A 22,276-nucleotide genomic window follows, 5' to 3' on the forward strand; every position below is an offset into this window, starting at 1 on the left:
GCCCTGTACAGGATAGGTGGGAGGCAGAGAAGTGGGGGCGCCAGCTTCCATGGAGCCGTCGGTGGGATACCACTCTGGGTGCACTGGGGCACTAACCAGACACTCTGAACCGAGTGATGGGACACTGTCAGGTGGGCAGTTTGACTGGGGCGGTCGCCTCCTAAAAGGTAACGGAGGCGCCCAAAGGTCACCTCAGCACGGATGGAAATCGTGCGGTAGGAGTGCAAAGGCGGTAAGGTGGCTTGACTGTGAGACCGACAGGTCGAGCAGGGACGAAAGTCGGGCTTAGTGATCCGGCGGTTTTCGAGTGGGAGAGCCGTCGCTCAACGGATAAAAGTTACCCCGGGGATAACAGGCTGATCTCCCCCGAGAGTCCACATCGACGGGGAGGTTTGGCACCTCGATGTCGGCTCATCGCATCCTGGGGCTGAAGTAGGTCCCAAGGGTTGGGCTGTTCGCCCATTAAAGCGGTACGTGAGCTGGGTTCAGAACGTCGTGAGACAGTTCGGTCCTTATCCGCCGCGGGCGCAGGGTATTTGAGGGGAGCTGACCCTAGTACGAGAGGACCGGGTTGGACGGACCGCTGGTTTACCAGTTGTTCCGCCAGGGGCACGGCTGGGAAGCCAAGTCCGGATGGGATAAACGCTGAAAGCATCTAAGCGTGAAGCCCACCCCAAGATGAGATACCCCACACCGAAGAGGTGGTAAGGGTCCTGGGAGACTACCAGGTAGATAGGCCGCATGTGTAAGCGCTGTGAGGCGTTGAGCAAGGCGGTACTAATGACCCGAGGAGCTTGACCGAAAAAAACCAGTCTTACCCTATTCACTTGCGAGGCTGCTGATAAAAAGGAAGAAAGGAAAGGAAGAAAGAAGAGGTAACAAATCCGGTGGCGAAAGAGCGAGGGTAACACCCGTTCCCATTCCGAACACGGAAGTTAAGCCTCGCAACGCCGATGATACTGTGCTGGAGACGGCACGGGAAAGTAGGTGGCTGCCGGATTTTTTATTTTATTCTCTATCGTTAAATAATTAACAAACACTTATACATTAGATGGTGGTTCTTGCTTTTTCAGAATTCTCTAACATCCTTTCTGACAAAAGCCACTTATTTTGACTTATTCCCATCGCTGGTCATTTCGTTTTCTTTGACAAAACCAACCTTATCTGAATCACTACTTCCAATTAGGAAATGTAAAAGTCCTCTTCGAAAATAATCGAAAACAATATTGAAAACAATTCGAAAAAAATTTATAATAACTTTAGGAGACAACTTTAGTAAAGGGGCTTGCTACTTTATGGGAAAAATTAAAGCAGCAATTTTCGATATGGACGGAGTTTTGACTGACACTGTAAAGCTTCATTTCAAAGCGTGGAAAAGAATGTTCAACAATCATGGATACAAATTTGAATATGAAGATTACAAACAAAAAGTAGATGGGAAGCCCAGGATGGATGGAATAAAAAGTATTGTTGGAGATCTCCCAGAAGACCAGCTTATTCAGATGGCAGAGAAAAAGCAAAGATATTTTTTAGAACTTGTTGAAACTGATAGTTTAAAAGCCTTTGATGATGCAATTTGGATTTTGCAGTACTTTAGACAAAACTCAGTAAAACTTGCTGTTGCATCGTCAAGCAAAAATACAGGTAAAATCTTAACAAAACTTGGTATTGATAGAATGTTTGATACAATTGTAACAGGTTATGATTTTAAAAAAGGCAAACCTGACCCCGAGATATTCTTGACTGCTGCAGTAAGGCTGAATGTAAATCCAAGAGAATGTGTTGTTTTTGAAGATGCTATAGATGGCATCAAGGCAGGAATTTCTGCTGGAATGCTTACAATTGGGGTTTGCAGAGATGGTCAGTTTGAAAGACTGAAAAACGCTCATTTTATAGTTGAGAGGTTGGACAAGGTTACAATAGAACTTCTTGAAAATCTTCACGAAAAGGTTTTTAAAATAGTTTAGGAGGTTTTTGTACATGAAATTATCAGAACGCGAATGGCTGATTGAACAGGATAAATTTGAAGTTTCTGGCAAGTTTGAAACATGTTTTGCTCTTACAAATGGTTATATAGGGATAAGAGGAATTAACGAGGAAGTTTTTTGCGATGAAACTCCGGGAACTTACATTGCTGGTGTCTTTGATAAATCTACTGCACAAGTCACAGAGCTTGTTAACCTTCCAAATCCGATTGGTCTTAGGATATATATCAATAGAGAGTATTTGAATCCCTTGAAATGTGAGATACTTGAATTCAAAAGAGTTTTAGACTTAAAACAAGGTGTTTTGTATAGAAAGTTGAGACTAAAAGATAACAAAGGCAGAATTACAGCTATAGAAGGATTCCGCTTTGTAAGTATGAATAATAAGAATCTAATTGTTCAGAAGTACAATGTTGTGTGCGAAAACTATTCGGCAGTTTTAAATATTGAAAGCTTTATTGACGCAACTACTGTGAATTCTAAGGATGTTCCGAATGACAGGGTGAAGCATTATGAGATAGATAAAAAGAAGGACTTTGCAGATGGTATATATCTTGGTATTACTACAAAGGACAAAAAGTATAAAGTAGGAATAGCAAGCTCGACAAAGGCTTTCTTGAATAACCAAAGATGTCATTTTAATAGGTTTACAAAAGATTTAGGATGCATTATTACAGAAAACTTTGAGGTTGAAGCAAAACAAGGAGAACGTTATGAGATAGAAAAACTAAGTGTTTTGGTGTCCTCAAGAGAAAAAAATGTTGGAGATGTTTTTGAAACTTGTACTAATAAATTGAAAGAATTCAAAACAAAAAGTGCTGAGAAGCTACTTTTTGAGCATATAGAGGAATATAAAAAACTTTGGGATGTTGCCAATATTGAGATAGTTGGAGATGAAGTTGCCAACAAAAGTGTAAAGTTCAATATCTATCATCTTATCAGCATGGCAAATCTAGAGGATGAACATGTAAGCCTTGGTGCAAAAGGACTTCATGGTGAAGGTTACAAAGGACATGTTTTTTGGGACACTGAAATATTTATGCTTCCGTTTTATATCTACACAAACCCTGCAGCAGCTAAAGCGATGCTTATGTACAGATACAACTTGCTTGATGCGGCAAGAGAAAATGCAAAGAAAAATGGCTACAAAGGTGCTCAGTTCCCGTGGGAGAGTGCAGATACAGGCGAAGAAGAAACTCCAAAGTGGGGATATGACTATCTCGGAAATCCAGTTAGGATATGGACTGGTGATATAGAATATCACATCTCTGCGGATATTGCATATGCAGTTATGAACTATGTCCGCGCAACTGATGATATAGATTTCCTTTTAAATTACGGTTCAGAAATTGTAATTGAGACCGCGAGGTTTTGGACATCAATTTGTAAATATAACAAAGAAAAAGATAGGTATGAGATAAACGACGTTATAGGCCCTGATGAATTCCACGAACACTGCAACAACAACGCATACACAAACTATCTTGCTAAGTGGAATTTACTCAAAGCATCAGAACTCTGCAATCTGCTTTTGGAAAAATATCCAAAGTATTTTGAGAAGTTATCCAAAAAGATAAACCTATCTGATGAAGAACCTTCTGTATGGCAAGAGATAGCTTCAAAGATTTATATACCATACTATCCCGACAAAAAACTAATTGAACAGTTTGAAGGGTATTTCAACCTAAAAGATTTTGTTATAAAAGAATATGACCAGAATAATATGCCAGTCTGGCCAGAAGGTGTAGAACTCGACAAGCTGAATAGCTACCAGCTAATAAAACAGGCAGATGTTGTAATGCTTCTTTACCTGCTTGGTGAAGAATTTGATGACCAAACAAAGAAAGTAAATTATGACTACTATGAAAAGAGAACTATGCACAAATCATCTTTGAGTCCGAGCATATATGCTTTGATGGGTGTCAGGGTTGGTGAGACGAACAGAGCATATATTAACTTTATGCGAACAGCTCTTACAGATCTTGAAGACAACCAAGGGAATACTCATTTAGGTATTCATGCCGCATCACTTGGTGGTACATGGCAAGCTTTAGTATTTGGGTTTGGTGGCATTAGCATAGAAAAAGATGACATCCTAAATGTCAATCCATGGCTTCCTGAAAAATGGGAAAGCTTGAAGTTTAGTATTTGGTGGAAAGGAAACCTTTTTGACTTTACAATTACAAAAGATAATGTTGAGGTCAAAAAAAGGGTTGAAAAGGGAAGTGTAAAGCTAAAAATTAAAGGGCAAGAAGTTACCATATAAACAGTTTTCCCTGTGAAAAGCAAAAATGAGCGCTTTTCACAGGGGATTTGTTTTTCGAAAATAGTTTCGATGAAGGTTAAGGCTATCTTGGGACTATGGCAAAATAGTTTATGATATATAAACAAAAAACAAAAATTTTTTAAGATAAGTATGGACAAAAATAATAACTTGTTGTATAATAAAATTGTCGAAAACATTTCCGAAAATATTTAAGTAATCTCAAAGGAGGTTTGGTTTTATGAAAAGGTTGTTAGCAGGTTTACTTATTTTAGTGTTTATTATCTCCTTGAGTATTGGGATTGCAGTTTCACAAAAGAGTGCTTATGCTACATCAAAAATTACATTAAGGCTTGGTGCGTGGGCATCTTCTCCTGCTGAGAAGAAGATTGTCCAAAACCAAATTGCAGCGTTCAAAAAGCTATATCCCAATGTTGATATTAAATTAGTTGAGATTGTCGGTGACTATAACCAAAAGATGCAGCTACTTATGGCATCAAAGACAGAGCCTGATATCTTTTACATGGATTCAATGCCAGCATGGCAGTATATTGCAAAAGGTGTTTTAGAACCGCTTGACTATTGGATGAAGAAATACAATGTAAAGACAATTGGATATGAATCATCACTTTTACAGCCATTTATCTACAAGGGTAAAGTATATGGTCTTCCAAAAGACTACAATACATTGGTCTTGTTCTACAACAAAGAGATGTTCAAACAAGCAGGTTTAACTCGTCCTCCAAGGACATGGCAGGAGCTAAAGGATTATGCTAAGAAACTTACAACAGGCAAGGTTGTAGGTCTTACAATGAATCTTGAGCTTGCAAGAATTCAACCTTTTGCATATCAAAACGGTGGTAAGGTATTTGACAGTAGCAAGCCAGTTTTTACTGACCCGAAAGCTCTGGAAGGCTTTAAATTTGCACTTGACCTTTTCAAAGAAGGAATTTGTAAAACTCCAAAGGACTTAGGTGCTGGCTGGGTAGGAGATGCATTTGCGGACAAAAAAGCTGCTATGACAATTGAAGGTGGCTGGATGATTCCATTCTTGAACGAAAGAAAGATTCCAAAAGACTCATATGGTATTGCAGAACTTCCCGCAGGGCCAGCTGGCAAGTCAACAATGGCATTCACCGTTGCATATGTGATGAGCAAAAATTCAAAGCACAAGCCGGAAGCGTTCAAGCTTATAAGATTTTTGACTGGTGAGGGCGGACAGAAGTTTGTTGTTGAAGCAGGTTTGGCGCTTCCTTCATTAAAGAGCGCAGGTGTGAACTTTGCTAAAACTTATCCAGAGAGAAAAGCGCTTGTTGATGGTGCAAAGTATGCACAAGTTTACTTCTATGGTCTGGATGGCACAAAAGTTGTGGACGTCTTCAACAAAGCATTTGAAGATTACGTTATTGGTAAAAAGTATGACCTAAAAAAGAACATAGAAGAGAGAGTAAAGCAAATTATGAAATAAAAAAGCTTCAAAGAGTGACATATGGTAAGGCAGGCTTTAGTCCCTGCCTTACTTTATAAAAGTATAATTGTAAGTTATAGGGGGATGTGAATAAAAAATGAAAAATAAAACAAAAGTTCAAGAGTATTTCACTGCATTTGTGATGCTTCTGCCATACATTATATCATTTTTCATGTTTTTTGCTTATCCCTTGGCAAAAGCGTTTATAATAAGCTTTCAGGAATTTTCGTTTTTGGGAGATACACCGCCCAAATTTGTTGGACTTTTAAATTACAAAGAAGCCTTGACAAGTAAGATGTTTTTGGACTCGATTGTAAACACTTTTTACTATTCAATTTTGGTGGTTCCAACTCAGCTAATTATCGCTTTAATTTTAGCTGTGATAGTAAATGACAAGGTAAAGTTCAAAGACTTTTTCAGAACCACCTACTATCTTCCAACAGTTACCTCTCCTGTTGCTGTGTCAATAATATTCTTGTTTTTATACAAGACAGATGGTTTGGTAAATCAGATTTTAAGCCATATAGGTATAACACCACGAAACTGGTTCAATGAGCCTTCATTTGTAATGCCTGCAATTGTCAGTGTAGCTGTGTGGGGTTCTGTCGGTTTTTACATGGTTACATTTTTATCAGGACTTTCTACAATTCCTGACCAGCTTTACGAAGCTGCTGAGGTTGAAGGTGCTGGAGAGTCTACAAAGCTAATTAAAATCACAATACCACTTTTAAAGCCTATGATATTTTTCAACACAGTTGTGTCTTTTATAAGCACACTGCAGATGTTTGACCTCTCTTACATCATTGGTGGTTCTGATGGAGGACCGATGGGGAAAGCAATGACAATGGTTGTTATGATTTATAGAACAGCTTTCAAAGAGTTTAACATGGGCGTTGCATCAGCAATGGCGTTTATTGTGTTTGGAATTATTTTTATTCTAACATTGATTCAAAGGAAATTCTTTGGTGAAGAGATGTCATATTAAAAAGTGAAGGGGCTGAAAAAGATGTGGGGCAGAAAAACCACATATGGGATTGGAGTAAAAATGATTTTTTATTCCATATGCATACTCTGGGCATTGGTAACTCTAATTCCTTACCTTATAGCAGTCATTACATCATTAAAGCCAGTTGAAGATGTTACAAAATTTTCTATTGATTTTAACAAACTTACTTTTGATTCATATAGATATATCACACATGAATTTCCATTTTTAAGATGGCTTTTTAACAGTTTTGTTGTAGCAGTGGCTGTAACAGCCGGGAATATCTTGTTTAACTCAATGGCAGCATATGCTCTTGCAAGACTAGATTTTCCTTTTAAAAAGGTTGTGTTTTACGTGATAATCGGCACAATGATGATACCAGGTCAGGTTCTTTTAATACCAATTTACCTTATATTAAATAGACTTGGGTGGATTGATTCATACAAAGGATTAATTATCCCGTGGCTTGTCAGTGCGTTTTATATATTCTTTATGAGACAATATTTCTTGACAATACCAAAAGACTTAGAAGAAGCAGCACTTATTGATGGACTGTCTCGCTTTGGGATATTCTTTAAAATATTTTTGCCACTTTCTCTACCTGCCTTGGCTACTCAAGCAATATTTATTTTTGTTGGTAATTGGAACAGCTTTATGTGGCCAAGTATTATAGCATCTTCAGAAGAGCTCTACACCTTGCCTGTTGGGCTTAACTCTTTCTATGGTCAGTATTATCAATTTTGGAACCAAGTTTTGGCTGGCGCAATTTTGCTATCTTTGCCCACTATAATAGTTTTTGTGCTTTTTCAGAAATATTTCGTAAAAGGTATTGTAACATCAGGGTTAAAAGAGTAACAAAGATATTGAATTTATCAAGAAGAACAGTGTATAATTTATTTTAAGGTTTTAGTAAAACATTTCAAAAACAGAGGGAGAAAAGTAATGAGAAAGAGCAAGAATGTGACAATAAAAGATATTGCAAAGGCTTTGGGTATTTCACCAAGTACTGTATCAAGAGCTCTTAATAACTATTCAGATATAAATCCGGAAACAAGAGACAAAGTTATTGAAATGGCAAAAAAATTAAACTATGTTCCAAATATCTTTGCAAAAGGTCTTGTGACAAACAAGACAAAGCGAGTAGGACTTTTCATAGAGGATTTAGAAAGAGAAGGAATATATGGAGTGTTTTATTATGAGATACTTACAAGTTTTAGGAAAGCTGCTATGGACAATGGTTATGAGGTCGTGCTCTTGTCAACTACTTCAGAAGAGCAAAAGAGAGTTCACTTTGACACAGTTATGCAAGAAAAGCAACTTGAGGGTGCTTTTGTAATGGGACTAAAAACTGATGATGAATATCTAAATGAAATACAAAAAAGTACCTATCCAGTTGTTCTGCTTGATATTCCTATTAAAAACTCAAATATTGGGTATGTGACTACTAATAACCTCAAAGGTGCACAAATTGCAACAGAACACCTTATCCATCTTGGACACAGAAAGATAGGATTTTTAAACGGCCATAAGAAAGCATATGTAAGCCAGGAAAGACTGAATGGCTATATTTTGGCCTTGAGCAAAAATGGGATTAGCATAGACAATGAACTCATTGTCGAAGGTGATTTTACAGAAGAAAGTGGATATAAAGCAGCGGATTACTTTTTAGAAAAAGGTGTCACTGCAGTTTTTGCTGCATCTGATATGATGGCAATAGGGCTTATAAAGAGGTTTAAGGACCTTGGAGTTGATGTGCCTGCAAAAGTATCCATTGTTGGATTTGATGATATTTCTATTGCAAGGTATATAACACCTACACTTACAACAATAAGGCAGAATAAATCCGAGATGGGTAAGTCAGCTTTCTATTTGCTTTTGAATCTAATTTCGAAACAGCCCATAAATCATATTGTTTTAGAACCAGAGCTTGTCAAAAGAGAGTCAACTGCAAGGCTGCGCTAACTGTGTGTTGTATTTTGGTTTCTAAAAACATTAAGGCTGTATGGGTTTTTTTGAGTATGCCCCAAACAGCCTTAAGTTGTTTGTAAAGGCAATTTTTTAATTCCTATGTCTCAATTACAAATTCCTTTGCTTGCCCACTTTTAAGCTCAAAACTTTGAGAATAATGAGAAAGTAGGATAGCTTCACCAGCCAAGAGTGTATAAATTGCCTTATTTTTGGTTATTTCTACTTTTATAGTACATCCCTTGTATTTAACCTTAAATGAGATATAATCAATGTCTTTAGGAAGCCTTGGGGAAAACGAAAGTAAATCCTTTCCTGTTCTCATGCCACCAAAGCCAAATACAATAGCCTGCCAAGTACCGCCCATACAAGCTGCATGAATTCCGTCTTTTGTATTGTCATTCAAATCATCAAGATCCATTCTTGCAGTGTATCTAAAGTATTCATAGGCTTTTTCTAAGAGGTTCAACTCTACAGCGAGTATACTAAAGATTGCTGGTGAGAGAGAAGAATCATGTGTGGTTATTGGTTCATAGTATTCATAGTTGTTTTTCAGATCTTCATAACTGAACTTTTCTCTCAAAAGGTATATGAGTAGCAATACATCTGGCTGTTTGCAAACCTGATACCTGTAAATGTCCAAATAATGCCAGTGTAAAAGTAAAGGAAACTGCTCTTCTGGTATTTTAGACAAATCAAGCCTCTTTTTGTATATAAATGAATCATCCTGAGGAATTACTTTAAGCTTAGCATTGTACGGCAGGTACATGTTATCAGCTATCTTTTTCCAAAGTTCAATTTCTTGTTCTGACAGTTTAAGCTTATTACAGAGTCTTTCAAAGGCTTCTTTATCTGCTTCTTTCAGTAGATTATATAACCTTACCGCAAATTCCAAATTCATTTGAACCATGTAGTTTGTATAAGCATTATTGTCAACAAGCGCTGTATATTCATCAGGACCTGTTACACAAAAGATGCAAAACTTCCCATCCTTTTCTTCACTAAAGTGCACTAAATCTGCATAAAATCTTGCTGATTCAAATACAATTTCTGCACCGTAGTTTTTAATAAAGTCAAGGTCATCTGTTGCTTCAAAGTACTTTTTAATGGCATAGACAATATCAGCATTTATATGATATTGCGCAGTTCCGGCTGGAAAGTAAGCTGAACACTCTTTACCAGCAATTGTTCGCCAAGGATAAAGGGCACCACGATGATGAAGTTCTTTTGCTCTTTGTCTTGCTGCATCTAATAAATTGTAGCGGTGTATTAGAAGCATTCTTGCAATTTCTGAATGCGTGAAAATAAAGAACGGCATTATATAAATTTCAGAATCCCAAAAATAATGTCCTCCGTAGCCTTCACCTGTAAGACCTTTTGCGGCAATATTTGAAATACCGTTTCTACCTGTTGATTGAAGCAACGAAAATAGGCTAAATCTTATAGCTTGCTGGATTTTAGGATCTCCTTTTACTACAACATCAGCGTTTTCCCAAAATGTTTCCAAAAATTTTCTTTGCTCTTTCAAAAGGTTTTCAAATCCAATCTTTTTTGCCTCAAGTATTTCAGCAGCACAGCCCTCTTCAATCAAATCTTCTTCAACATCTCTTTGTGTGAAGTATGAAAAATATTTTGTCAAGCTATATTCCATATCTTGTTTAGCATCAAATTCAATTTCAAATATGACAAGATTTTTCCCTTTGTCAGCAAAAGATTTGTAGAAAAATTCTTTGATGCTCAAAACATGATCTACCATGCAGCCATACGAGAGTCTACTCTTTTTAGTTTTCTGCATTAAAAAACCATTAAGTTCATCACAGTAAGCTTTAATTGTCTCAAAAGGAAATTTTTCTATTCCAGATCCAACCCTCACATCTTCTGTCTCAAGCAGATTTGAAGAGTTTCCATCTATTTTGCTTACAATTTTTATTCTGCCAGAAAAATTGAGAGGTTTTATTCTAATATTGATTGCTCCCAAATGCTGTCTTTTAAAACATGCAAGCCGCTCAAATATGATATAAATTTTCTTGCCGCTGTTAGATTCCCAGATTACTTCGCGCACTAACGTTCCGTTTCTCATATCAAGTTTTCTCACATATTTGTCAATTTTTCCACTGAATAGATTAAATTTTTCACCATCAATTGTTATTTCAAATGTCTTTACATCAGCTACATTTACCATTGCCTCGCCACACTTTGCAAATCCATATCCACCCTCTGGATAAGTTATATCATACTCTTCATAAAAGCCGTTGATATATGTTGCTTTAAAGCTCTGGCTTTTGTCAGGAAAATCTTCATCCAAGTTTCCCCTCAGGCCCAGATATCCATTTGCAACTGTAAATATGGTCTCAAGCATAAAATTCTTTTCAGGATGAAATCCATCTTCTATTATGTTCCACTCATCTGGCAAAAATATAGCTTGCTTTTTGGGAAGCTTTCTCAAGCTGAATTCTCCTTTCGCAGCAAAATCTTTTTTATGTAATCATACCTTAATATAATTTTACAGTCAATGGCTGGAAGTTACTTTTTAAATATGTTTTGGGAATGTTACCGAAATATTTTCGATAAAATTGGGTTCAAATAAAGCACAGAGAGAATATTCTTGTTTGTGAGCTATTATGTTTGACATGAAAAATAATACAAAGGCTGACTTGGAAACTACCGAGGTTAGCTTTTGGTTATTATAAAAGCAAGAGAAAATTGAAGAAATTTTAAGATATTTAGAGAGATAAGAATTTTATATTGAAAAAATCAAAAAAATTAATTTAAAAAGAGAAAAAACGGGATTGACAATATAAAGATGCAAGGGATAAGATTTGCATATAAATTCCAGGGTATAGGTTAACAAAAAGAAAAGTTTTAGCATAAAGTTTCGTAAAAAAGATAACAACTCAATTAAAATCCTAATGAATCAATTGATGAGTGAAATGATGAAATGCTCCTTTTATGTAAAGCAACGTAATAAAACATAGGAGGGTAAGGATGAAAAATTAAGATGTGTGGCAAGGAAATAGAAATTGGTGGCAAGAAGTTAGTGGTTACGAATGAGATTTTAAAGAGTGCAGGGGGTAAGATATACTTTATTGTAGATTTTGAAACCAAGTTTGAAGAGCCTGACATATCTAAAATTCCTGTGAGAGCAGTTGAGATTAAGACAAATGAAGAGGAGTATCTTTTGAGGAGATACAATATTGTAGTAGGAGAGATAGAAAGGCAATGTTGAAAATAGGTTTTAATGGCAAGTATAAGGTATTACATTTTACCAATGAGATAGGTGGTTATATTATAGGGAGACTTGTCAAGAATTTTGTGTTTCCAACTTATAACGTAAGTTGTAAAGTTGGGTTATGTTATTGATGCATTTTCTAATACTGGGAACTCCATTTTTCCATTTTGTACGGCGTAAGTTCTCTCGCTGTAAGTAAATATTAATTTCTAAGACTTCAACAGACTGAAAGTATCCACCTGAATTTACTCTAATCTTTTCAATCATGCTATTTACACTTTCAACGGCGTTTGTGGGGAAGAATATGCTTTCTTAATTCCTCAGGGTATTTCATATGGGCAAGATAAAACTCTGCTTTTTCTGATATTGCAGCAATAAAATCGAGGTGGTGATGCAATGCTCCATTTAGAAGTTTATAAAGGTGACAGTAGTGGACCTCTTACTCAAAGAAATAACAAAACTTACAAATATGTTCCAGATGCGAATTATGAGCGCAGAAGCGATTTAATAAATCCAATGGATGTGCTAAGATTAAAAACAAAGAGTGAAAAGGATGTTAAAAAATGAGAAAAAAAGTATCTGTGCTTCTATCAATTTTTGTTGTAATAACAATTATTGCTATGGGAATGTTTTTAATCTTTAAAGAGGATCTTTTTGTTTTTAGAAATAACAAGCCTGTTTATACAAAAGGTGAGCCAGTTTTGGTAGAATTAAAATATGAATTTACAGAGGAAGAATTGATAAAAAAAATAGGAAAACCCAAAAAGGTTAAGAAAGAATGGTGGGGTGCTTATGGTGATTATGTAGAATATTGTTACTATGATTGGGGTAGCATTTGGTTAGCGCCAGGTGTTAAAAAGAATTCATTTTATATAATATACGCAGAGATTAACAAGAGAGGAATAAAAGGACCGAGAGGAATTGAAGTTGGAGATAGTTATAAAAGAGTGATAAATAAATTTAGGTATAGTCCAGAAAAAATTGGTGGCGAAGAATATCTATACTATATCAAGCCAAAAACAAAAGATGATACCACACGATTTGGTTGCATAATCTATAACGAAAAAGGTGAAATTGACAGCATTTATTACCAAGACAGTCTCTATTATAAAATTGAATTTAAAATATCAAAAGGTAGAGTAAAGCAAATTGTGGCATATTATCATGATACTTAGAGGTGAAATCTTTGAAAGCCAGAAAAAGAATTATTGTACTGTTGTCAATCATGATTTTAATTTTGAAAAGCACTTTTGTTTTAAGCAATGATAAAATTGAAAAAGGCTATTATGATTACAGTGGTAAAAAAGGAAACAACGATGTAGTAATGAGTATATACATCGACAATTCAAAAGTTAAAGGTCTATATGTTTGCAAAGGTGTAAGAAAGTATATAAAATTAAAAGGAATAATTAAAGATGAGAAAATAAAATTGAATGAGTTCGACACAAAAGGTAATGTAGTTGGAACATTTAATGGCAATATAAGATCAGTAAATATAATTGAAGGGACTTGGAGTGATGGCAAAATTAAAATGCCTTTTAAACTGAAGCTTGTTGACACAATTTATGCAGATTATGGTAAAAGATTCGACTTGGTTGGTTTTTCAGATGAAGAGGTGGTAAAATTTGCTTCTAATGTTCAAAACTACTTAATCAAAAACAACAAAAAAGAACTTGCAAAACTAATAGCATATCCAATTAATGTCAAAATTGATGGTAAAAAGAAAATAATAAGAAATGAAAAAGAGTTTATCAATAATTTTGACAAGATATTTAATGGCAATTTAAAAAAAGCAGTTATCAATGCTGAGCCTTTGTTTATGTTGACGTCTCGATATGGAGCTATGTTAGGAGAAGGTGGATATAACGTTTGGTTTACAGGAATAGTAAGGAAGGGTAATGACTATTTGTTAATTTATGCTATTAACAACTGATTATTCCTTGAAATTAAAAGAGTCATCTTGGCTTTAATTATATACCAAAAGATAGTTCATTTTGTGAGACTATAAATAATTTTGTGAAAATATAAAGTCCTCCGTCTTGGCAAGAATCAGAATATAAACAAAAGTATCAGAGATGGAGGTTTTTTTATTTATTGAAAGTACTTTGACAAAAAAAGTGTTAGAATTAGCCCCTTTGTATTCCACTCATCTGGCAAAAATATAGCTTGCTTTTTGGGAAGCCTTCTCAGGCCGCATTCTTCTTTCACAGAAAAATCTTTTTTATGAATCATACCTTATTATAATTTGAAAGTAAATAGCTGGAAGTCACTTTTTAAATATGTTTTGGGAATGTTTTCAAATCACTTTCATAAAAAGAAAGAATTTGTTTACAATGTGTGTTTAATTCAAATAGTTTTTGGGTAAAAATGAAATAAAGTTTTTATTATAAGAATTAGGGTTTAAGGAGGAAATAAGTTATGGCAGTCAACAATGAGATGACAGCAGGTTTTTTAAGAGCTGCATATGGTGGAGAGAGTATGGCTCACATGCGTTATATTCTATGGGGCGAAATTGCACAAAAAGAAGGATTTCCGAATATTGCAAGACTATTTAAAGCAATTTCATATGCAGAACAGGTCCATGCAAATAACCACTTTAGGGTATTAGGCGAGAGAAAAGGCGGACATGCAGTTTCGGCTGACGCAATTTTTGGAGTAGGCAATACAGTAGAGAACCTGCAGGGTGCAATTGACGGCGAGCTTTTTGAAGTCAATCAGATGTACGATGTGTACCTCAATGCTGCAAAATATCAAAACGAGAAAGATGCTGAAAAAAGTTTTCACTTTGCAATTGAAGCAGAAAAGATTCATGCACAGCTTTTCAAAATGGCTCAGGATAGCGCAAAAGAAGGAAAGGATATTGAGATCAAAAACATTTATATTTGTCCTGTTTGTGGACATACTGTTTTAGATGAGGCACCTGAATATTGCCCTATTTGCGGGACAAAAAGAGAGATGTACAAAGAGTTTTAATAAGCATCAAAATAAATGAAAAGAATAAAAAAGGGGGCAACTCCCAAGCTCATTTATCCTTGGAGAACCCCCTTTCACTTTTTAGTTATGAATTTAGAATCTCATCGATCTCCTTCAATTCTTCTTCTGAAAACTCAAGATTATTTATACAACCCACATTGTCTTCAATCTGAGATACCTTGCTTGCACCAACAATTACTGATGCTACAACTTTATTTCGCAAAATCCACGAAAGTGCAAGCTGCGAAACTGTCTGCCCACGCCTTTTTGCAATCTCAGATAGTTTTTTAACCTTTTCAATTCTCTCAGTAGTTATATCACTTTCTTTTAAGAATACGCCCGATTTTCTTACTCTTGAATCTTCAGGAATTCCATCCAAATAACGCTTTGTCAGAAGTCCTTGAGCAAGAGGAGAATATATCACAGCTCCCATGCCAAGCTCATTTAATGTATCAAATAAACCATTTTCAACATCTCTTGCAAACATATTGTATCGAACTTGATTTACAATGAGTTTTAATCCCATTTGCTTGGCAGCTGAATGCGCCAGTTTGGTTTGCTCAGGATTATAATTTGATATCCCAGCGTATAAGGCTTTTCCACTATGGACTGCCTGGTACAAAGCCTCCATTGTCTCTTCAATTGGTGTTTCCGGATCAGGTCTGTGAGAGTAGAAGATATCAACATAGTCAAGGTTCATTCGTTTAAGGCTTTGGTCCAGGCTCGCAAGAAGATATTTTTTTGAGCCCCAGTCGCCATAAGGACCTTCCCACATTGTGTATCCTGCTTTTGTTGCAACAATTATTTGGTCTCTGTAAGGCTTTAAATCAAGCTTAAAAATCCTTCCAAAATTTTCTTCAGCTGCGCCTGGTGGAGGACCATAATTGTTTGCCAAATCAAAGTATGTAATTCCAAGGTCAAAAGCCTTTTGAACTATTTTGCGCATGTTATCAAATTGATCACCATCTCCAAAGTTGTGCCAAAAGCCAAGAGATATGGCCGAAAGCTTTAGTCCACTTTTCCCACAGCGTAGGTATAGCATGTTATTGTATCTGTTTGGGTCAGCAGTATACATATGTTTCCAAACTCCTTTTAAAGGTTTTAATGAATTGATTTTAACACCATGGGGTAAATATTTCAACCATAAGAATATTTTTTGATAAATTTTTAAATCAATAGACTTGGTATCACACATAGCTATAACTTCTATTGCAATAAATATTTAACTCAATGTTTCCTTTATTTCTCTCTCTTTTATTTTACTTCTTCATCTTGCTATGCCATGAAGGTATTTACCAAAACCTATTATTTCGTAAAACAAATAAAATCACCAATATTTAATCCATTTAAAGTAGATATTAATACTTTCTATCATCATTTATCATCTACCTTTTTATAATTTTTGAATCAATTCTAAAACTTTATTTACACCTGTAAAATTATATTCATTTAGTTTAGCATGCCAAAAGTGTAATCTTTCTTTAAAACTTGAGTTACTTAGAATCTCAGCAATTTCGGCTAATATATTTGCTTTTCCAATGTCTTCTCTTTTTATAAATTTAGAAACTCCCATTTTGGTACAAATTCTCGCATTATACTCACGTTCAGTATGAGTTGGTATAATCAATGAAGGAACCTCATACAAAAATTGACCTAAACAACTTCCATGGCCTCCATGATGGATAACAACATCAGAGTTTCCATAAGCAATTCCCATTGGAACCCAATCAATAATGCTAAATTTCTCTTCATCAATTCCGTAAGAGTTTGAAATCTCTTTTGCTATTTTCCTGTCCGAATCACTCCCTGTAGAAAAAATAATGTTAGCATCAAATTCTTTTAATGCTGAAAGTAATGTTTTAAAAATAATAATTCCACTTTCACCTACATTATCATAAAATCTTGCTGTATAGCAAAAAATTGTAGGCTTATTTTTATCTCTGTTAAACAATTTTATATACTCTTCTTTAGCCATGTCTAATGGATCCCATAATATGGGACCAACATAATGTGTGTTAAATTCTGAAGGATCATTTATTGGATCAAATTCAGGAAAACTGGGAATTATGGTTAAACTACCAGTAAAAATTTCTTCAAAAGAATTTAATTGTGAAACACCTTTTTTCTTAAAATAATTATTTAATTTTTCGGTTAATGTAAACTTTAAATTTTGCTCTTCTTCCCACCATCTTATTCTTCCAAAAGCAATATTAGGATGATAACAACTTTGAGTTATGGCTATCAAAGGTATATCCATTATTCTTGCAGCAATACAACTTAATATACCAAGGTCTGATATTATAAAATCAGGAGAAAAATCTCTTAAATATTCTATTAATTCTTCAACTTTTTTTTCTACCCATTCTATATTACCATATCCTATTATTTCCCAAAATTGTTCTGCGCAATACCAATTAGGAGTTTGCACTCCTTTTTTAATATCCTTGATATTAAAATTTTCTGATAACTCTTCAATTCCCATTTTATTCATATATGGTTTTGCATTTTCAAATCCAAAATACTTTACGATATATCCTTCTCTTTGTAACCCTTCTGCTATTGGAAGGGAACGAGACATGGGACCTAACCCAGAACCGAATTGCAAGAATACTTTTTTCATTAAGTTATACCCCCTTGAAAACTTTTTAATTTCATTCTTAAATTAAGTTAAGTCAAATCTTGAGGAGTCAACTTTTATTTTACAAAAACGTGGCATAAAAATAGTTTTTAATATAAATTTTATTTTTCCAAAGTTAAGTTCATAGAATAATGATTCAATATAGTAACTTTTATATTTACTCTCTCCATAATAGAATTCATTCATTATATAGTATAATTTCTATTTTAAAAGTGTGAATTGAAATGATGTTTTGTGATAATTTTAAAATCTTATGGCAACCAATTTTATCATATTATTACCAAGCACCATCTTAGAGTAACATTATTTTTACAAATTTGTATTTTTCTTTACAACATAAACTTGGACAGTAAAAAGTTATAAAGATAATCGAATATTCTCTGCTGCTAAACCACCGCTAAAACTATCCGGCAAGCATACCTTTGCTGTGAGGAAATCTATAGCTCTACCAATATATATTTTCGTTGTATATATATGCCTTGTAATAGTTATAACCGCTATTTTCAGTAATTATATACCCACTTTAGCCCCATATTCCCTTTATTTCTATCTTTTTTCTTTTCAGAAGATACAAATTTTGGTGATAGAACATAGAATTGCCTGAAAATAAAATAATTATGAAAGCGGAATGTCTTATGCTCTATTGCAAATAGCAGAATAGATAATAAGAAGGATTAGTATTACTATTGAACAAACAAACCAATTTTAGACTTAGTAATATTTTCAATGTCTCTCATCAGTCTTCATTTTAAATAATAAACAGATAAACTAACTTAATATAAAAGCAAAAGCCAATGACGTTAACAACCCCTTTCTATGGATATTATGGAGTTGTTATTATAATAGCAAAAAAAAAATAAAAAAGCAATATTTGTTTTAACCAAACTTTGTTTTTCTATTTAGTGTATTTTACATACATACCTAAAGACGCTTTGAGATAGTGGAGCAAAAAAGAATTTAAGCTATTAATTTGATTAGATAAGCCTCAGAAAAAACTATGTCCAGCCTCTTTATACTATCCTCTCTAAATTCTCAATTGCAATGAATATGAAAAAAAACTATAATATAGATAACAACACTTATAAAGCTTTTAAGGATGTATGGGGAATGGATGAGAATATCAGAAGAGATGATAACTTAAAGCGAATAGAAGTAAAGATTGCGGGGATGAACTATGTACTAAAAACTGACGAAGATGAAGAGTACATAATGAAAATTGCAAATTTTATAAACAAAAAGATGTCTGAGGTTGTGGCAAATGAACCGCACCTTAGTACATCGCTTTCTGCTATGCTCACAGCATTTTTGATTACAGATGAGTATTTTAAACATCTTCAAGTTTGCGAAGAAAAGCTATCTGCTCAATCAAATGATACTGAGAAATATCAAAAAGAGATTGAGGAATACAAAGAAAAGCTGAAAGAGGCGGAAGAAAAGATAGCTGAGCAGACAGAACAGATTGAAAAGCTAAACGAAATTATTCTAAGTCTTAATCAAGAGCTTGAGAACACAAAGCTTGAGCTTGAAAAGACAAAAAAAGAGCTTGACGATTTTATAAATACGTTTGATGGTGATAGATAAAATGAAGCTGCTTTTTATATTCTTAGACGGTGTTGGAAAAGGGGAGAATAATGCACACAACCCCTTTTTTTATTATCATCCTAAATCATATGATGTATTCTTAGAAAAAGGAATTGTAAGGTTTTTAGATGCAACATTAAAAGTTCCAGGCCTTCCCCAGAGTGCAACAGGCCAGGTTACAATTTACTCAGGGATAAACGCAGCAAAAGAGGTTGGTTTTCACATAAACGGCCAGATTACACCAAGCCTCAAGAGAATCATTGATAAGAAGAATATATTCAAAACCCTAAAACAAAATGGCTTTAAAGTTGACTTTGCAAATGTTTACAGAGACGAATATTTGCAAAAGCTATTAAATGACAAAGACTTTAAGATGTCTGTCACAAGCTATATGGCCTTGACATCAGAAGTCAGGTTAAAAACCATAGACTACCTTTTGAAAGGTGAGGGTGTGTACTGCGATATCACAAATGAGATCTTAATAGAAAGTGGCTATGATGTTCCGCTTTTTTCACCCGAAGAAGCAGCAGAAAATCTTTTAAATGTTTTGAAAAAGAGCCATTTTGTACTATTTGAGCACTTTAAGACAGACCTGGTAGGTCACTCTTGTGATATGGAAAAGGCAATAGAACTTGTAAAGACCTTGGATGAATTTTTGGTCAGCATAATTGAAAACCTTCCTGCTGATGTGTGCATAATTGTTACTTCTGACCATGGTAATATTGAAGATTTGTCTGTCAAAACTCACACATATAACTTGGTTCCATTTTTGGCATACGGCAAAGGACAAGATATTTTTAGAGATATTGTATCAATTGAGCAGGTTTATGAGTATATTTTAAAATATTTTGAAATACCAGTAGAAGAGGGATGATAGTAAGTACCATGAAAAAAGTAGAGCTTTTATCACCTGCAGGTGGGTTTGAAGAGCTTGTGGCAGCAATAAATGCAGGAGCAGATGGTGTATACGTTGGTGCAAAGGAGTTTTCGGCAAGGGCGTATGCAAAAAACTTCTCAGAAGATGAACTAATCAGGGCCATAGATTACTGCCATGAAAGAGGGAAAAAGATTTATCTTGCCGTAAATACATTGATCTATGATGAGGAAATAGACAGGGTACTAAAGCTTTTAGATATTGCTTACAAAGAAGGAATTGACGCTGTTATTGTACAAGATTTAGGCTTGCTTTCTATAATCAAAAAAGAGTTTGCAGACCTTCCTATTCATGCAAGCACGCAGATGACAATTCACAACTTACTCGGTGCAAAAGTACTATCAAGACTTGGAGTAAAAAGTGTTGTTTTAGCAAGAGAGCTTGATTTTGAGGAGATAAAGAACATAAAAAGAAGTGCTGATATAGAAGTTGAAGTTTTTATCCACGGGGCACTTTGTATTTCGTATTCAGGGCAGTGTCTTTTTTCAAGCATACTTTTCAAAAGAAGCGGCAACAGAGGACAGTGCGCCCAGCCGTGTAGGCTTTATTATAAGCTTCTTAATAAAGACAAAAAGATTGTAGATAGAGGTTATCTTTTGTCACCAAGAGACATATGCCTTTTGGACTATATTCCAAATCTTATTGAAGCCGGCGTGGACTCTTTCAAAATAGAAGGAAGGCTAAAGGATAAATATTATGTGTACACAGTGACCTCTATTTATAGAAAGTATATAGATATGTACTATCAGACAGGGAAGATTGAGACAAACCAAGAGGACAAAAACAAACTCTTTCTTGTTTTCAACAGAGGAAATTTTAGCAAAGGGTATTTAGGTAATCCTTCTTATGATAATCTTATTTTTAAATCAGCGCCAAACAACACAGGGCTTTTAATTGGCAGCTTTTATTTTAAAGATAGCAAACTTTTTATAAGAACATCTTATGACCTTACAAATGGTGATGTAATTGCATTTAGGAGCGAAAAGTTTGAAGAAGTTTTGTTTGAGATAAACAACAATATTTCAAAGTACCAGGATGGTAGAGTTGAAGTTGATATTGATTTTGCAAGGAAAAAGGTTTTAAAAAATGCTTCAAATGGTCAAGTTTTCTTGGTCAAAAGTAAGCAACTTGAAGATGAGGTGGACCAAATTTTAAAGAAGGAAAAAAAGTTCAGAAAGGTAGATTTTGAGGTTACATTAAAAAGAGGAGAAAATATAAAAGCTGTTGCAAAGACAGAATTTTTTGAAGCACATGCAACAGGGCCTGTGCCAGAGGAGGCAAAGTCAAAGCCAACAACATACCAAAATGTTTTGGATAGCTTTTCAAAGCTTGGTAACACAGTATTCGATATGGGGGAGCTAAAGGCTTACCTTGATGATAATGTTTTTGTCAAGCTTTCAGATTTGAATTCATTGCGAAAGGAACTAATTGAAAAGCTATCAAAGTCAATAACTTGCTCTTTTAAAAGAAGTGTTCAAAAGCCAGTTGAAATGCTATGTCATTCAAAAAAAGATCAAAATAGCAAAAAGAAAGCAGCTCACCAAAAATTCTCGTTTGTCATTGATTCATTTTCGCAGTACCAAAAAGTAAAAGAAATTTTACACTCACGTAATATTGAAAACTTTAATATATATGTGCCATATACCTTGATTTTTAACCATAAATTTTCAGACAATGATATTGTATATTTTGACAGGATTACCCATGACAATGACCTTGAAAAGATAAATCTAAAGGCACTGAGAGAGAAAGGATTTAAAAAGGTTTTGATAAGAAACCTTGGACAATATGAGCTTTTAAAAGACCAGTTTGATCTTTGTTTTGACTTTAGCTTTAATGTTACAAATTCATTTGCAGCCGATTTGATAAGAAATCTTGGGGCAAAAAGACTTTGCCTTTCGGTTGAACTTTCAAAGCAGCAGATTGAAAGAATATGGGAACACAGTCCAAATGATCTTGAGATTGAAACTGTGGTCTTCTGGAAGATTCCACTTATGGTAAACAAGCTCAAGTTTTTTGAAAAAGGTTCATATCTGCAAGATAGGAAAGGAGAACTTTTGGAGCTTGTAAGTACGCAGACTATGAAAAATGAAATTTTAAACCCTGCAGCACTTTATATTGACGACAAAGATGTACCAGCAGATGTCATAAGATTTGATTTTACAGCTTGTAGTGATAGCGAAATTGCCATGGTTTTTGAAAAATATTTTGATGGCAAAGTTGCAAAACTTAAACTTACAAAGGGGTATTATTAA

At 34.7% G+C, this 22,276-nt stretch carries 17 protein-coding genes, 2 rRNA genes and 1 pseudogene (1 of these 20 running past the window's edge); 16 read left to right on the forward strand and 4 right to left on the reverse strand.

Annotated elements, in window-relative coordinates:
* The 8 genes from ELD05_RS02035 to ELD05_RS02070 form a co-directional block, all read left to right on the forward strand.
* Positions 1-802: ribosomal RNA gene (locus tag ELD05_RS02035) — 23S ribosomal RNA — on the forward strand (it extends 2,157 nt beyond the left edge of the window).
* An 81-nt stretch (positions 803-883) separates the two neighbouring features.
* Positions 884-1,000 (forward strand): 5S ribosomal RNA (gene rrf / locus ELD05_RS02040).
* A 295-nt stretch (positions 1,001-1,295) separates the two neighbouring features.
* On the forward strand, positions 1,296-1,967 hold the full coding sequence (locus tag ELD05_RS02045) for an HAD family hydrolase (protein WP_127351169.1): 672 nt from the start codon (positions 1,296-1,298) through the stop codon (positions 1,965-1,967).
* Between the two features lie 13 nt (positions 1,968-1,980).
* Positions 1,981-4,251: a glycoside hydrolase family 65 protein gene (locus ELD05_RS02050; protein ID WP_127351170.1), complete on the forward strand. Its 2,271-nt coding sequence runs from the start codon at positions 1,981-1,983 to the stop codon at positions 4,249-4,251.
* A 238-nt stretch (positions 4,252-4,489) separates the two neighbouring features.
* Positions 4,490-5,716, forward strand: coding sequence for an ABC transporter substrate-binding protein (locus ELD05_RS02055; RefSeq protein ID WP_039763651.1), 1,227 nt, complete (start codon positions 4,490-4,492; stop codon positions 5,714-5,716).
* A 97-nt stretch (positions 5,717-5,813) separates the two neighbouring features.
* Positions 5,814-6,701: a carbohydrate ABC transporter permease gene (locus ELD05_RS02060; protein ID WP_127351171.1), complete on the forward strand. Its 888-nt coding sequence runs from the start codon at positions 5,814-5,816 to the stop codon at positions 6,699-6,701.
* A 21-nt stretch (positions 6,702-6,722) separates the two neighbouring features.
* Positions 6,723-7,556, forward strand: a complete 834-nt coding sequence (locus ELD05_RS02065) for a carbohydrate ABC transporter permease (RefSeq protein ID WP_127351172.1) — start codon at positions 6,723-6,725, stop codon at positions 7,554-7,556.
* Between the two features lie 87 nt (positions 7,557-7,643).
* A complete protein-coding gene (locus ELD05_RS02070) occupies positions 7,644-8,663 on the forward strand; it encodes a LacI family DNA-binding transcriptional regulator (protein ID WP_127351173.1) in 1,020 nt (339 codons plus the stop codon).
* 103 nt (positions 8,664-8,766) lie between these two features.
* Here the strand turns inward: ELD05_RS02070 and ELD05_RS02075 are convergent, their stop codons facing one another.
* Entirely contained in the window at positions 8,767-11,112 is a 2,346-nt protein-coding gene (locus ELD05_RS02075; RefSeq protein ID WP_127351174.1) for a glycoside hydrolase family 65 protein, read from the reverse strand.
* 552 nt (positions 11,113-11,664) lie between these two features.
* On the opposite strand from ELD05_RS02075, the gene ELD05_RS02080 reads away from it, so the two are divergent.
* Positions 11,665-11,892: a hypothetical protein gene (locus ELD05_RS02080; RefSeq protein ID WP_127351175.1), complete on the forward strand. Its 228-nt coding sequence runs from the start codon at positions 11,665-11,667 to the stop codon at positions 11,890-11,892.
* A gap of 75 nt (positions 11,893-11,967) precedes the next feature.
* Here the strand turns inward: ELD05_RS02080 and ELD05_RS02085 are convergent.
* A pseudogene (locus ELD05_RS02085) lies at positions 11,968-12,274 on the reverse strand (IS256 family transposase); the annotation flags it as partial.
* 17 nt (positions 12,275-12,291) lie between these two features.
* Here ELD05_RS02085 and ELD05_RS13950 point away from each other — a divergent pair.
* The 4 genes from ELD05_RS13950 to ELD05_RS02100 all read left to right on the forward strand — a co-directional run bounded on the left by ELD05_RS13950 (position 12,292) and on the right by ELD05_RS02100 (position 14,868).
* Positions 12,292-12,462: a hypothetical protein gene (locus tag ELD05_RS13950; RefSeq protein WP_164742564.1), complete on the forward strand. Its 171-nt coding sequence runs from the start codon at positions 12,292-12,294 to the stop codon at positions 12,460-12,462.
* Complete coding sequence (locus ELD05_RS02090) at positions 12,459-13,070, forward strand: hypothetical protein (protein WP_127351176.1); 612 nt, start codon at positions 12,459-12,461, stop codon at positions 13,068-13,070. The genes ELD05_RS13950 and ELD05_RS02090 overlap by 4 nt, the downstream gene beginning before the upstream one ends.
* Positions 13,071-13,072: 2 nt before the next feature.
* Entirely contained in the window at positions 13,073-13,828 is a 756-nt protein-coding gene (locus ELD05_RS02095; RefSeq protein ID WP_241243569.1) for a hypothetical protein, read from the forward strand.
* A 485-nt stretch (positions 13,829-14,313) separates the two neighbouring features.
* Positions 14,314-14,868 carry a rubrerythrin family protein gene (locus tag ELD05_RS02100; protein ID WP_127351178.1) on the forward strand — a complete coding sequence of 185 codons (555 nt, stop codon included), beginning with the start codon at positions 14,314-14,316 and terminating at the stop codon, positions 14,866-14,868.
* Between the two features lie 85 nt (positions 14,869-14,953).
* Here ELD05_RS02100 and ELD05_RS02105 read toward each other — a convergent pair whose 3' ends face one another.
* A complete protein-coding gene (locus ELD05_RS02105) occupies positions 14,954-15,943 on the reverse strand; it encodes an aldo/keto reductase (protein ID WP_127351179.1) in 990 nt (329 codons plus the stop codon).
* Between the two features lie 318 nt (positions 15,944-16,261).
* Complete coding sequence (locus ELD05_RS02110) at positions 16,262-17,488, reverse strand: glycosyltransferase (RefSeq protein WP_127351180.1); 1,227 nt, start codon at positions 17,486-17,488, stop codon at positions 16,262-16,264.
* A 1,125-nt stretch (positions 17,489-18,613) separates the two neighbouring features.
* On the opposite strand from ELD05_RS02110, the gene ELD05_RS02115 reads away from it, so the two are divergent.
* From ELD05_RS02115 to ELD05_RS02125, 3 genes are read left to right on the forward strand one after another with little or no spacing between them, the layout of a single operon-like run.
* The gene (locus tag ELD05_RS02115; protein ID WP_039764666.1) at positions 18,614-19,087 is read left to right on the forward strand and encodes a cell division protein ZapA; all 474 of its coding nucleotides are present in this window, start codon (positions 18,614-18,616) and stop codon (positions 19,085-19,087) included.
* Positions 19,074-19,961 (forward strand): alkaline phosphatase family protein, encoded by an 888-nt coding sequence (locus ELD05_RS02120; RefSeq protein WP_127351181.1) that lies wholly within the window; start codon positions 19,074-19,076, stop codon positions 19,959-19,961. The genes ELD05_RS02115 and ELD05_RS02120 overlap by 14 nt, the downstream gene beginning before the upstream one ends.
* Before the next feature lie 11 nt (positions 19,962-19,972).
* Entirely contained in the window at positions 19,973-22,276 is a 2,304-nt protein-coding gene (locus ELD05_RS02125; RefSeq protein ID WP_127351182.1) for a U32 family peptidase, read from the forward strand.

Source organism: Caldicellulosiruptor changbaiensis (assembly GCF_003999255.1).
Taxonomy (GTDB): Bacteria; Bacillota; Thermoanaerobacteria; order Caldicellulosiruptorales; family Caldicellulosiruptoraceae; genus Caldicellulosiruptor; species Caldicellulosiruptor changbaiensis.

What these genes read in the sequence shown, in the direction of transcription:
- ELD05_RS02045 (WP_127351169.1), top strand. Translation starts at nt 1,296, where the DNA reads ATGGGAAAAATTAAAGCAGCAATTTTCGATATGGACGGAGTTTTGACT.
- ELD05_RS02050 (WP_127351170.1), top strand. Translation starts at nt 1,981, where the DNA reads ATGAAATTATCAGAACGCGAATGGCTGATTGAACAGGATAAATTTGAA.
- ELD05_RS02055 (WP_039763651.1), top strand. Translation starts at nt 4,490, where the DNA reads ATGAAAAGGTTGTTAGCAGGTTTACTTATTTTAGTGTTTATTATCTCC.
- ELD05_RS02060 (WP_127351171.1), top strand. Translation starts at nt 5,814, where the DNA reads ATGAAAAATAAAACAAAAGTTCAAGAGTATTTCACTGCATTTGTGATG.
- ELD05_RS02065 (WP_127351172.1), top strand. Translation starts at nt 6,723, where the DNA reads ATGTGGGGCAGAAAAACCACATATGGGATTGGAGTAAAAATGATTTTT.
- ELD05_RS02070 (WP_127351173.1), top strand. Translation starts at nt 7,644, where the DNA reads ATGAGAAAGAGCAAGAATGTGACAATAAAAGATATTGCAAAGGCTTTG.
- ELD05_RS02080 (WP_127351175.1), top strand. Translation starts at nt 11,665, where the DNA reads ATGTGTGGCAAGGAAATAGAAATTGGTGGCAAGAAGTTAGTGGTTACG.
- ELD05_RS13950 (WP_164742564.1), top strand. Translation starts at nt 12,292, where the DNA reads ATGCTCCATTTAGAAGTTTATAAAGGTGACAGTAGTGGACCTCTTACT.
- ELD05_RS02090 (WP_127351176.1), top strand. Translation starts at nt 12,459, where the DNA reads ATGAGAAAAAAAGTATCTGTGCTTCTATCAATTTTTGTTGTAATAACA.
- ELD05_RS02100 (WP_127351178.1), top strand. Translation starts at nt 14,314, where the DNA reads ATGGCAGTCAACAATGAGATGACAGCAGGTTTTTTAAGAGCTGCATAT.
- ELD05_RS02105 (WP_127351179.1), bottom strand. Translation starts at nt 15,943, where the DNA reads ATGTATACTGCTGACCCAAACAGATACAATAACATGCTATACCTACGC.
- ELD05_RS02110 (WP_127351180.1), bottom strand. Translation starts at nt 17,488, where the DNA reads ATGAAAAAAGTATTCTTGCAATTCGGTTCTGGGTTAGGTCCCATGTCT.
- ELD05_RS02115 (WP_039764666.1), top strand. Translation starts at nt 18,614, where the DNA reads ATGGATGAGAATATCAGAAGAGATGATAACTTAAAGCGAATAGAAGTA.
- ELD05_RS02120 (WP_127351181.1), top strand. Translation starts at nt 19,074, where the DNA reads ATGGTGATAGATAAAATGAAGCTGCTTTTTATATTCTTAGACGGTGTT.
- ELD05_RS02125 (WP_127351182.1), top strand. Translation starts at nt 19,973, where the DNA reads ATGAAAAAAGTAGAGCTTTTATCACCTGCAGGTGGGTTTGAAGAGCTT.